11 protein-coding genes are annotated in these 10,928 nt (G+C 61.4%); 4 read left to right on the top strand and 7 right to left on the bottom strand.

Annotated elements, in window-relative coordinates; all coding sequences use genetic code 11:
- Positions 1-180 precede the first annotated feature (180 nt).
- Positions 181-831 carry a phosphatase PAP2 family protein gene (locus tag PHS32_RS23540; RefSeq protein ID WP_301081934.1) on the top strand — a complete coding sequence of 217 codons (651 nt, stop codon included), beginning with the start codon at positions 181-183 and terminating at the stop codon, positions 829-831.
- A 7-nt stretch (positions 832-838) separates the two neighbouring features.
- Here the strand turns inward: PHS32_RS23540 and PHS32_RS23535 are convergent, their stop codons facing one another.
- The 4 genes from PHS32_RS23535 to PHS32_RS23520 all read right to left on the bottom strand — a co-directional run bounded on the left by PHS32_RS23535 (position 839) and on the right by PHS32_RS23520 (position 4,117).
- Positions 839-1,129, bottom strand: a complete 291-nt coding sequence (locus PHS32_RS23535) for a hypothetical protein (RefSeq protein ID WP_301081933.1) — start codon at positions 1,127-1,129, stop codon at positions 839-841.
- 53 nt (positions 1,130-1,182) lie between these two features.
- Complete coding sequence (gene ccoG, locus PHS32_RS23530; RefSeq protein WP_301081930.1) at positions 1,183-2,619, bottom strand: cytochrome c oxidase accessory protein CcoG; 1,437 nt, start codon at positions 2,617-2,619, stop codon at positions 1,183-1,185.
- Positions 2,620-2,785: 166 nt separating this feature from the next.
- Positions 2,786-3,247: a PaaI family thioesterase gene (locus PHS32_RS23525; RefSeq protein WP_301081929.1), complete on the bottom strand. Its 462-nt coding sequence runs from the start codon at positions 3,245-3,247 to the stop codon at positions 2,786-2,788.
- A gap of 63 nt (positions 3,248-3,310) precedes the next feature.
- Positions 3,311-4,117 carry a sulfite exporter TauE/SafE family protein gene (locus tag PHS32_RS23520; protein ID WP_301081927.1) on the bottom strand — a complete coding sequence of 269 codons (807 nt, stop codon included), beginning with the start codon at positions 4,115-4,117 and terminating at the stop codon, positions 3,311-3,313.
- A gap of 313 nt (positions 4,118-4,430) precedes the next feature.
- Between PHS32_RS23520 and PHS32_RS23515 the strand changes: the two genes are divergently transcribed.
- Together PHS32_RS23515 and PHS32_RS23510 are read left to right on the top strand one after the other, a co-directional pair.
- The gene (locus PHS32_RS23515; RefSeq protein ID WP_301081926.1) at positions 4,431-5,066 is read left to right on the top strand and encodes a phospholipid-binding protein MlaC; all 636 of its coding nucleotides are present in this window, start codon (positions 4,431-4,433) and stop codon (positions 5,064-5,066) included.
- A 123-nt stretch (positions 5,067-5,189) separates the two neighbouring features.
- Positions 5,190-5,744 (top strand): DsrE family protein, encoded by a 555-nt coding sequence (locus tag PHS32_RS23510; RefSeq protein ID WP_301081923.1) that lies wholly within the window; start codon positions 5,190-5,192, stop codon positions 5,742-5,744.
- A 27-nt stretch (positions 5,745-5,771) separates the two neighbouring features.
- Here the strand turns inward: PHS32_RS23510 and PHS32_RS23505 are convergent, their stop codons facing one another.
- From PHS32_RS23505 to PHS32_RS23495, 3 genes are all read right to left on the bottom strand, one after another.
- Entirely contained in the window at positions 5,772-6,614 is an 843-nt protein-coding gene (locus PHS32_RS23505; protein ID WP_301081918.1) for a TlpA disulfide reductase family protein, read from the bottom strand.
- An 89-nt stretch (positions 6,615-6,703) separates the two neighbouring features.
- Entirely contained in the window at positions 6,704-7,264 is a 561-nt protein-coding gene (gene pal, locus PHS32_RS23500; protein WP_301081915.1) for a peptidoglycan-associated lipoprotein Pal, read from the bottom strand.
- 107 nt (positions 7,265-7,371) lie between these two features.
- Positions 7,372-7,773, bottom strand: coding sequence for a DUF1924 domain-containing protein (locus tag PHS32_RS23495; RefSeq protein ID WP_301081914.1), 402 nt, complete (start codon positions 7,771-7,773; stop codon positions 7,372-7,374).
- 654 nt (positions 7,774-8,427) lie between these two features.
- Between PHS32_RS23495 and PHS32_RS23490 the strand changes: the two genes are divergently transcribed.
- The gene (locus tag PHS32_RS23490; RefSeq protein WP_301081912.1) at positions 8,428-10,617 is read left to right on the top strand and encodes a carboxy terminal-processing peptidase; all 2,190 of its coding nucleotides are present in this window, start codon (positions 8,428-8,430) and stop codon (positions 10,615-10,617) included.
- Positions 10,618-10,928: the final 311 nt, after the last annotated feature.

Genomic DNA, 10,928 nt, shown 5'->3' with positions numbered 1-10,928 from the left:
TCTGCTACTCGCCGCACCGACGCTTTGCGAGACGGGACTTTCACCCGTTGGAGTGGCGCAGCTGGCCAAGGTACACCCTCCCCCATCGGGGATCAATTGTTCCTTCGCTTCACGACGCACCATGGCCTTATTGTAGGAAACCGGGAGCTTGCGGCGGCGGGCCTTTATGATCGCCCTGCCATGACCATCGACGCCTCTCATCTACAGCCCTTCTGGCATCTGCTGACCCGTTTGGGCGAATCGCAGATTCTGTTGCCAGCGGCACTGCTGGCCATGCTGGCGCTGGCGCGGCATGCCGATAGCCGGCCCCTGGCCTGTTGGTGGCTGGGCTCACTGGCATTGACCACACTGCTCACGACGGCCAGCAAAGTGCTATTTATCGGCTGGGGTATCGGCAGTGCCGCACTCGACTTCACCGGCATCTCCGGCCACGCCATGTTCGCCGCCGCCGTCTACCCGCTTTTGCTGGGCACCCTGGCAGCGCCCTTGTCGCCGCGGGGTCAGCAAATTGCCGTTGCCGGCGGCTTTGCGCTGGCGCTGATGGTCGGCGTGTCGCGGCTGGAAGTGGGCGTCCACTCGGTCTCCGAAGTGGTTGCCGGCTTGCTGCTGGGGGCGGCGGCCAGCATCACCGCCATGGCCCGCACCAGTCTGCCGCGCGCCCTGATGGGATCGACGGTCACGGCCCTGGTCGCGCTGTGGGTTTTGCTGACGCCGCTGCATATTCCGCCATTGCCAACGCACTCCTTGGTGACGCGGCTAGCGCTGGCGCTGTCGGGCCATGCCGCCCCGCATACCCGCCATGGCATGTTGTCGGGATTTCACGGCCGCTGAACGGGCCCTAACGGCATTCCTGTTTCGGGCAGCCGTCCGGGCGTTCGTCGGCCGGCAGGGGGCAGCGGTTGACCTCGAACGGCGACATCGCCAGCATGGTCGTCAGGCCGCTGGAAAACATGGCGATGCCCCAGAAGACAAAAAAGGCCAGGCTGTAAACGCCTTGGCGCGACAGCTCCAGCGGATGGCCAAACCACTGCAAGTCCTGCGGATCGACCATCCCGAACACCAGCACTTCAAGCACCCCGGCCATCAAGAAGGCCGGCCAGGCGATCCACATCAATCGTTGCGACATCATGTTTTCATGCCCTGTGGGGTCAAGGTGAGCGGTTTTTGTTGCATGACAAATCCTTACCGTGGAACCAAAAACACCGATTTTTCCGTCAACTGCCCGAGCCCGCCCAACGCCTCGATTTCAAAGCGTATGGTGTGCGAACCCGGCACCGCTGCCTCATACGGCACCTGCACCCGCACCGCCACCCAACGCGACTGGGTCGACTCCACCTGCACTACGTCCTCCGAGGTCACCATCAGTCCGGTCAGCCCGCTGGCGCTGATTCGGTAGCGCTGAGTCGACTCGGTCGCGTTCATGATCTGCAGCCGGTACACGTTCTCGATATTACCGCGCTCCACGATACGCGCCATGACGCCCCGATCCCGCACGACGTCGACCCGGAATGGCGTGCGCACCGACAGACTGACGAACATCGCGATCACGATCGAGCTCAGAATGGTGGTGTAAATCAGTACCCGTGGGCGCAGCACATGGCGCAGGGTCTGGGCCTGGGTCCAGTGCTGTTTCATGGCGTTGTCGGTGGAGTATTTCACCAGGCCCCGGGCATAACCCATTTTGTCCATCACGGTGTCACAGACATCGACACAGGCGCCACAACCGATGCACTCGTACTGCAAGCCCTTGCGGATGTCGATGCCGGTCGGGCAGACTTGAATGCACAGGCTGCAGTCGACACAGGCACCCAGATTCAGCGCTTGCGCATCGACCTTGCGCGATCTGGCACCACGGGGCTCGCCGCGCTCGGCGTCATAGGTCACGATCAACGTGTCCTTGTCGAACATGGCGCTCTGGAAGCGCGCATAGGGGCACATGTGCTTGCAGACCTGCTCGCGCATGAAACCGGCGTTGCCGTAGGTGGCAAAGCCGTAGAAGAAGGTCCAGAACATTTCCCACGAGCTCATGCTCATTTGCAGGAACTCGACGCCGAGTTCCTTGATCGGGGTGAAATAGCCGACAAAGGTAAAGCCGGTCCACAGCGCCACGCTGGCCCACAGAAGGTGCTTGACGCCCTTGCGCGTCACTTTGTCCAGCGTCCAGGCTTGCGCGTCGCGGCGCATGCGGGCCGAGCGGTTGCCTTCGACCTTGTGCTCTATCCAGAGGAAGATTTCGGTGTACACCGTTTGCGGGCAGGCGTAACCGCACCACAGGCGCCCAGCGACCGCGGTAAACAGGAACAGCGATAGCGCGGAGATGACCATCAGGCCGGTGAGGTAGATGAAGTCCTGCGGATAGAGCACCAGGCCGAAGATGTAGAAGCGCCTGGCGCCCAGGTCGAACAGGACGGCCTGGCGCTGTCCCCACTGCAGCCAGGGCAGGCCGTAAAACACCAGTTGGGTCAGAAAAACCATGCCCCAGCGCCAGTTCGCGAACAGGCCCGAGACACTGCGCGGGTAGATCTTTTCGTGCGAAGCATAGAGGGAGATCAGTTCCTCCTGCCCTTCCTGCGGGACGATCGGGATGACCTTGCGTGGCCCGGTTTCCTTGCTGTTCAAACGAAGTCCTTTTTTTCTTGCTGGCGGTGGTTAAAAAATAAAGCACCCGCCTTCGGGTTCAAAAAATACCCTGATAGGTACAAATTGCACTGATATGTATCAAATCCGGTTGATTCAAAGTCGTATTTTCGTTGCAAAGCCCGACTCGCCTCGGCGCCAGTCCTCGTCACCCACCGAAGTCCTCGGGCATTTGCACCGCCACCACCTCGCCGCGCGCCGTCACCACGCCGTTCGCCGACACGGTGCTTTCAACAATCACTTTGCGACCCTTGATCTCCCTGACGCGGCCCCGGATTTCCAGCGTGCCGGCAATCGGCGTGGGTTTGACAAAGTCCACATGCAGGGAACCGGTGACAAAGCGAAACGCCGGCAGCGTGTCCATCGCGCGCCCACTGGCGCGGTACATCGCGGCGGCGGCCGTGCCGGTGCTGTGGCAATCGATCAGCGACGCAATCAAGCCGCCATAAGCGAAGCCCGGTAGCGCCGTGTGGTAAGGCTCGGGGGTGAACCAGGTGAGCGTTTCGTCACCGTCCCAAAAGGTCTTGATCTGATGCCCCAGCGGGTTTTTTGAACCGCAGCCGTAACAGTGCGAAACGTTCTCCGGGTAGTAGTCTTGAAAAGCTTTCATGTGTCCTTCGAGTTTAGGTGGTCTGGAATCCGCGCCATCATGTCTGCCGGCTAGCGCCTGGCCTCAGTTCGCCACCCAGTCCAGGGCTCTGGCCAGCATCAGCAGCGCCACCAGCACGCTGAACCAGGCGAACGCCTGCTGCAACCGCCGGGCGTCGATCCGCTGGGCGAACTGCCGACCCGCCAGCAAAGCCAGCACGGCACCCGAGGCAAAGGGCCAAGCCGCGCCCCAGGGCACCGGGCTGTGCAGCGCCGCCGTCACCACCCCGCTCAGAGAAACCAGTGCAATCACCGCCAGCGAAGTGGCCTGGATGCTGCGTATCTCCAGATCGGTGTGGCGCTTCAATGCCGGGATGATGATGAAGCCGCCGCCGACACCCAGCAATCCGCTGAGCACGCCGGCGATCAAGCCGGTGCCGGCCAAGGCGCGGGCGCAAGGCCGCGTCCAGGTCAGGCGGTGATCGATCGGGCTGACACGGCATAGCACCGTCGCCGCCAGCGGCGCCGGCGTCAGCGGGCGTTTCAGCATGCGCCAGGCGGTGTACAGCAGCAGCAGGGCAAAAGCGGCCAGCAAAGGGCGATTCGGCAGCCGCTGTGCCAGAAAGACGCCCAGCGGTGCCACCAGCATGCCGGCAGCGCCGATCAAGGCCGCCGCCCGGTAACGCACGATGCCCTGGCGCAAGCCCAGCGCCGCCCCCAAGGCAGCGGCCAGACCGACCGCCAGCAAACCGACCGGCGCCGCCTGCAGCACCGGCAGTTGCAGACCGAACACCAGCAGCGGGGTGGCCAACACCCCACCGCCGGCGCCGGTCAAGGCCATCACCAGCCCGATGACGGCGCCCAGTGCAATAGCGAGCGTGATGGCATTCATGGCGCGGCAGGCGTCTCGTTGAATAAAGCGCTATTCGAAATTTGGCAGGCTGGGGGCTTGACGGCAGTGACCGGAGCGCGCGCGGTTTTCATGATGCTTGCCGGAATGATGGATGAAAGCTGATATTGACCCGTATGCTACGCGAAAGCGTTGCTGGACGGGGACCTGCTGCTTTTGAAAAGTCATTCTGGTTTGCTAGCATCCATATATAAGCATACAATTATATTGTGTCTTTGAAAGAAGCTTTTCGAGCACAAACCACGCACCGGAGAAAAGTTGGAAAAGTCGCCGGCGTAAACAAAGGAAGCAAACCATGAACCGTCATTTATTGGCTCGCCTGTTCGCTCTGCTGGTTGCCGCAAGCAGTCTGCTGGCGCTGCCGGCCCGTGCACAGGATGAAGCGCCAGACGTTCTGATCAAGCGCCTGTCGACAGAAGTACTCGGCAGCGTCAAGGCCGACCCCCTGGTCCGGGGCGGCGATGTGGCACGCATCATGGCGCTGGTGGACGCCAAGCTGATGCCCAACATGAATTTCAAGCGCATGACGGCCTCCGCCGTGGGGCCGGTCTGGCGCCAGGTCAGCCCGGAGCAACAAAAGCGCTTGCAGGAAGAATTCAAGACCTTGCTGGTACGCACCTATGCCGGCGCCGTCTCCCAGGTCAATGACCTGAGCATCAGCGTGAAGCCCCTGCGCGCCGCCGCGGACGACCGGGAGGTCGTGGTCCGCACCGAAATCAAGGGCCGTGGCGACCCGATCACGCTGGACTACCGGCTGGAAAAAACACCCGGCGACGGGGCCGGCTGGAAAATCTACAACCTGAACGTGATGGGCGTGTGGTTGGTGGAAACCTATCGCAGCCAGTTTGCGCAGGAGATCAACGCCAAGGGAATCGACGGTCTGATTGCCACCCTGGCAGACAGGAACAAGGCGAACGCCGGCAAGGGTTGAGCGCAAGGCAAAAATCCACGGGAACTTAATCGGTCCGGTGCGTACCCAAGTCCTGCCCTCGCGGCGTCAGGCAGTATTTCTGCAATCGCAGTGCCCTGATCAAACACAACCCGAGAAAATTTCATGCGCAAAAAAATGAGCACGGTCGCAACGGCGATCGCCGGACTTCTGATCCTGTCCTTGCAAGGCCTGCCGTCAACCGCATTGGCTCAAAGCAATGACAACATGACGGAAAACACCAAGCCGCCATTGCAGATCGTCAACCAGACCGCGCTGAAGGTAGCGATTCAGGTGAATTACGCGGACACCATTCCCAATGGCATCGGCAAACAGGTGCTGGCAGCAAAGAACCTGCTCGATCATTACACGGCCCTTGGCATGAAAGCCGGCAAGGACTTTGACATCGTGATGGTGTTTCGGGCCGACGGCGCCCAGTTTCTGCTGACCGACGAAGCCTACGAGCAGAAAGTGAAAGCGCCGCATGCCAAGGGAAATCCCAACCGAGCCCTGCTCGACGAACTGGCCAGGGGCGGCGTGAAGATGTATGAATGCGGCGTCGCGATGCGACTCAAAGGCTACACCGCGCAAGACCTTGTTCCGTACAGTCGAATCGTCGTGTCGGGCATCGGCGCCCTGGTCGATTTTGAAAAATCCGGCTTTCTCGCCGTGACGCCCTGAGACCGGCAGGACAGCAATAAGGCACGGTCACTTGCCGCCCGGCACCGTCCCGGCAAGGGGCTGGGCGGGCGCGCGCAAGCGGTTCAACTTATGCTCCAGCGAGGCCGTCGACAAGGCGCCCAGATGAGTGTCGACCAGCCGTCCGTTGGCATCGTAGAACAGCGTGGTGGGTAGAGCCCCGGAGCCGACCTCGCGGCCCATGCCGGCGCCTCGGTCCATCACCACGTTGGCCAGATCGAGTCCGGCGGCGGCAAGATAGCGCTGTGCCGTCGCCCCGTCCTCGCCCTGGTTGACAAAGACGAAGCGCATGCCGCCTTCGCGTTTCTGCGCGGCGGCAAGCACCGGCATTTCGCGCCGGCAGGGCGGGCACCAGGTGGCCCACAAATTGACGATCATGGGCTTGCCCTGAGCCAATGCGGCGAGGTCCGTCGAGGCGCCGGTCAGCGTCGTCAAAGAGGTGCTGGGCAGCGCCGTGTTGTCCATCATCCGTATCGCGCCAAATAACCCGCCCCCGGCCAGGACCCCGGCCAGCAAGCCGAAGGTCAGCGGTTTGCGCAATAGCGGGCGACGCCAGGCGCGCCAGATGGCCAGCAGCAGGGCGGCCAGCACTCCGGCCCAAGGTATAAAGCCACCGTCACGGAGGTCCAGCATGCTCCAGGGTGCGCTGCGGTAAGTGTCAAACCAGACGGCGACGAAGGCGATGCGCGCCACCAGCATTGCCGCCAGCAGCATGTCGATCAGGACGTTGCCAACACCTGTTTGCTGGCGCCGCCCGACCCAACGACCGACCCCCGCTGCAACCAGCAGCGCCACCAGCAATAGAAAATAAGCGATAGGTAAGGGAAGCGGTCCCAGATTGAATGTCAGCATCCGCGCAGGATAGCAGCGCAGCTGCGCGCACCGCCCCTGCTATTTGAAAAACTGACCATCGTCCGGGCGGTTCGACAATTTTGACGGACTCATTTCGCGGGGTAAGCCAAATCAGCACGCCGGTTCTGCGCGTAAGCCGCTTCGTCATGCCCGGCGGCTTTGGGCTTTTCCTTGCCAAAGCTGACGGCTTCCATTTGCGAATCCTTCACCCCGTACATTTTGAGGGCCTTGAGAACCGCCTGCGCTCGCTTCTGACCAAGCGCAAGGTTGTACTCCGATCCGCCCAGCTCATCGGTGTTGCCCTCGATCCTGATCGACACGGCGGGATGCACCGCCAGATATTTGCCGTGCAATTCGATCACCGGCACGGCGTCGGGTCGGATCGCCGATTGGTCAAAATCGAAATAGGCGCTGCGCTCCTTGTAGAGGGGGTTGGCAGGATCCAGGTAAGGCGCCAGCGGCGTAGCAGCCACGGCAGGCGTCACAGTCGGCTGGTTGGCAACCGAGTTGCTGCTGGCGGAAGGAGTCGAAATGGTCGGCGCCGTTTCCTTCGCCGTCTCGGGCGGGGCGACCGGCGTGCTGCTGCAGGCAGCCAACAAGAGGGACACCGCCACGACAGCGGTAAAAGTCAGACGATCTAAAGCGTTCATTTCAATTCTCCAAAGAAAGACAAGCACAAAATTCGACAGCAGCAGCGTCCCGGCCACAGCCGGTCCGCGCCAGAAAAGTAGGGCCAAGGAGTTTCATTGGCGCGGCCCTACTGGGACAGCAGGTAAGCCATGAAGTCGCCCTTCTCCCGGGCACTGCAGGCGCGATTCAGCACGTCGTTGCAATTGCGCCTGAACCATTTTTCGACCTGGGCTGCGTCGGTGAAACGCCTGGGATTGGCGGCCGGCGCCAGGGGAAGAATGACCTGGTTGGTTTTGACGTGCCGGCCTTCCAGCATGGGTGAATCGGTGTGGCAGGATGCGCAGGCCAGTTCACCGACCTTGGCGGTGTAGAGCCTGCGCCCGGCGGTCACCGAGAAGTCCTTGAAAGCCGGGTTTTCCTGCATGGCCGCAACGCGATAACTGTCCTGAATGGGATTGGCGCCGGCGCACAGGGGCAACGCCAGGGCCAGACCGGCCAGCCAAGACGCAAGACTCTGTTTCTTCTTCATGTAGGGCGGGCTCTTTCCGAGTGCGAAACCGGTATCACTGGGATTCTTGCGCAGAAGACTTAGGTGAAACTTAAAAGTTGAGAGTTCCGAAACTCACGACACCGTTCCACCTGATGCAGCTCGCTTTCGCAAGTCAAGAACTGAGGTCCAGGTCTGTGGTGGCCGAGGGTGCCGCAGTGGGTGGCTCCGCGAATGTCCTCCGGCTTTCGCCTCCCCCTTTATTTGGCAAAACCCCAAGTCCACGCTACGCCACCCACCCCAGCGCCCTCGGCGACAAGCGGCTGTGGTTTGCGTCGGTCGCATACCAACCCCGTTTGACAGATCAGGCTGGTGGGGCGCTCAGCGCAGCGGCATAAAGGCGGAGACCGAAGGTCGGGGGACAGCCGCGGAGCTGAGTGCTCCGCCAGCCTGATCCGCCCACTATGCCGAGCGGGTTTGGCAGGTTGTCCAAGATTAGCCCCTCGGGGCCACTGTCCAGACGGCTCAAAAGTAGACCGGGAGCGCTCCATCGCGCGCCAGGGTTTCCCGAGGGTCCGGCACGGACGACGCGCGATGTGTGTTGAAATTGCGCCAACCTGGGCTGCGGCTTGGTTATTCGAAACTGCCGCTGGCGCATGAGCGACGCACCTTTTGGCGTCTTGAAATGGGGTACCGATGAAACAAAAACTGCTGTGGCTGGTCCTTGCCTTGGCGATGGCGGCACAGGGCGCGGCGCCGGGCAGCGGCACGACCTATCCGCCGGAGTTAAAGCCGGAACCGCAAGAGGCTAGGGCGGCACACATGGCGGCCGAAATACTGTCGCGCCACCACTACAAGGCAGTGCCTCTGGACGACAGCTTGTCGGGCAAGATATTCGACCAATATCTGAAATCCCTTGACCCCGAGAAACTCTTCTTCGTGCAGTCGGATATTGACCAGCTGGCTGGCGCGCGGAGCCAGCTTGACAATGCCATCCTGAAGGAAGACCTTGCCATTCCGTTTGCCATCTTCAATCTCTACGAGCGTCGCGCCGTCGAACGTTTCAGCTACGCCCGCGGCCTGCTCCAGCAGGGCTTTGATTTTGAAAAAATCGAAAACTACCAATACGCCCGGGCCAAGGAAGCCTGGCCGCGCACCGAATCGGAGGTGCGCGAGTTGTGGCGCAAGCGGGTCAAGAACGACTGGCTGCGGCTCAAGCTGGCCGGAAAGGCGGACAAGAATATTGTCGACATACTGGACAAGCGTTACGACCATTTCCTCAAGCGCGTCAGCCGGATCAAGAGCGCCGACGCTTTTCAGACCTACATGAACGCCTACACCATGGCGATCGAGCCCCACACCAACTACCTGGGGCCACGCGCCGCCGAGGATTTCGACATCTCCATGCGCTTGTTCCTGGTCGGCATAGGCGCCGTGCTGGCGGAAATCGACGAGTACGTGACGATACGGGAGATAGTGCCCGGGGGACCGGCCAGTCTCTCGGGTCAACTGAAAATTGGGGATCGCATTGTTGGCGTGGCCCAGGGCGAAGCGGGCACCATGACGGACCTCCTGGGTTGGCGCCTGGACGACGCGGTGGCACTGATTCGCGGCGCGGCAGACACGGTGGTGCGACTCGATGTGCTGCCGGTGGAAGCCGGACCGGACGGCAAACACAAACTGGTTTCCATGGTTCGCAAAACCATCAATTTGCAGGAGCAGGCCGCCAAATCGTCGGTGCACTCGGTCGTCAAGGACGACACCAGGCGCCGCATCGGGGTGATATCGCTGCCCTCCTTCTATGAGGATTTCGCAGCCAGACAGCGGGGCGAGCAGAATTACAAAAGCGCGACCCGCGATGTGGCCGCGCTGCTGGCCAAGTTGAAGCAGGAAAAAGTTGACAGCGTGCTGATCGATCTGCGCAATAACGGGGGTGGTTCGCTGGCGCAGGCGGTTGAACTCAGCGGCTTGTTTGTTGGCAAGGGACCGGTGGTGCAACAGCGCAACGCCAAGGGCCAGATCTCCGTGGAGCGCGACGGCCGGGCCGGCGTCGCCTGGGATGGCCCCCTGGGCGTCCTGATTAACCGGGGCTCGGCATCTGCATCGGAGATTTTTGCCGCCGCCATCCAGGATTACGGTCGCGGCCTGATCATGGGGGAAACGAGTTTTGGCAAGGGCACGGTGCAAACCATGGTCAACCTCGATCAAATGGCGAAAAACAGCAAGCCCCAGTTTGGCGAACTGAAAATGACGGTCGCGCAGTTCTTCCGCGTCAATGGGGGCACCACCCAATTGCGCGGCGTCAAGCCCGACATCCTGTTCCCCAGCGCTTTCGATAGCGCCGACTTTGGCGAATCGAGCTTCGACAACGCCCTGCCCTGGGTGCAGATCAAAGCCGTTGACTATGCGCCGGTCGGCCACCTGGAAGAATTGCTACCCCTGCTGCTGGCAAAGCATGAAGCCCGCGTCAGGAGCGACCAGGATTTCCAGTACCTGCGGGAGGACATGGCCGAATTGAAATTCGAGCGCAAGAGGAACCTGATCTCGCTCAATGAAGCCGAACGACGCAAGGAACGCCATGCCCAGGAGGCGCGGCTGCGGTCGCGCAAGCCGACGACGGACATCGGCAACGCAGTCCATGCGGATGGGCTGGGTAGCGAGTCCGCTCCGACCGAAGGCGCTGCGCTTCGCGATGATGGACTGCAGGCCGATGAGCGCAACCTGACCAAGGAACTGGCGGCCGAAAAGGCGAGGAAAGAGGCCAAGGATATTTTGTTGATCGAAGCCACCCGCATCCTTGCCGACCAAGTGGAAATTCAGAAAGCCAGCCTCCGGCTCGCCACCCGGGCCAAGCCGCTTTACCTGTTGACGCCGACGCCGGATTAGGGGTCTCCTCTTTGGGTCTGATTTAAGTTTCGTTTAAGTCTTGCCGGACAACAATGCCGGGCCGGCGGCGTAGGCGCCGTTCCATTCAAGCTGCGACACGGCGGAATTTGGCCGCAACCCTGGCGTCTCCATTCATCAGTACTTATGTCGACAAAAACATTGAAACAACTTTTCGTTGGCCTGATCATTTTTTACGCGGCCAGCGGCTACGCCTTGCAGCTCAATTCCCGGCATGCCATCATCGTCAGCGATGAGACCGGGAAAGTCCTGCTGGAGAAAAACGCCGAAGCGCCGGTGCCCATCGCGTCGCT

The organism is Rhodoferax sp. (assembly GCF_028714215.1).
In the GTDB taxonomy this organism is placed as follows: domain Bacteria; phylum Pseudomonadota; class Gammaproteobacteria; order Burkholderiales; family Burkholderiaceae_C; genus Rhodoferax.
The sequence above is the reverse complement of the archived record's forward strand: the minus strand, read 5'-3'. Positions and strand labels throughout refer to the sequence as shown.

Excerpts from the sequence above, each read along its gene's own strand:
- PHS32_RS23505 (WP_301081918.1), bottom strand. The coding sequence starts at position 6,614 with ATGCTGACATTCAATCTGGGACCGCTTCCCTTACCTATCGCTTATTTT.
- PHS32_RS23535 (WP_301081933.1), bottom strand. The coding sequence starts at position 1,129 with ATGATGTCGCAACGATTGATGTGGATCGCCTGGCCGGCCTTCTTGATG.
- PHS32_RS23490 (WP_301081912.1), top strand. The coding sequence starts at position 8,428 with ATGAAACAAAAACTGCTGTGGCTGGTCCTTGCCTTGGCGATGGCGGCA.
- PHS32_RS23495 (WP_301081914.1), bottom strand. The coding sequence starts at position 7,773 with ATGAAGAAGAAACAGAGTCTTGCGTCTTGGCTGGCCGGTCTGGCCCTG.
- PHS32_RS23510 (WP_301081923.1), top strand. The coding sequence starts at position 5,190 with ATGCGCAAAAAAATGAGCACGGTCGCAACGGCGATCGCCGGACTTCTG.
- pal (WP_301081915.1), bottom strand. The coding sequence starts at position 7,264 with ATGAACGCTTTAGATCGTCTGACTTTTACCGCTGTCGTGGCGGTGTCC.
- PHS32_RS23515 (WP_301081926.1), top strand. The coding sequence starts at position 4,431 with ATGAACCGTCATTTATTGGCTCGCCTGTTCGCTCTGCTGGTTGCCGCA.
- PHS32_RS23520 (WP_301081927.1), bottom strand. The coding sequence starts at position 4,117 with ATGAATGCCATCACGCTCGCTATTGCACTGGGCGCCGTCATCGGGCTG.
- PHS32_RS23525 (WP_301081929.1), bottom strand. The coding sequence starts at position 3,247 with ATGAAAGCTTTTCAAGACTACTACCCGGAGAACGTTTCGCACTGTTAC.
- PHS32_RS23540 (WP_301081934.1), top strand. The coding sequence starts at position 181 with ATGACCATCGACGCCTCTCATCTACAGCCCTTCTGGCATCTGCTGACC.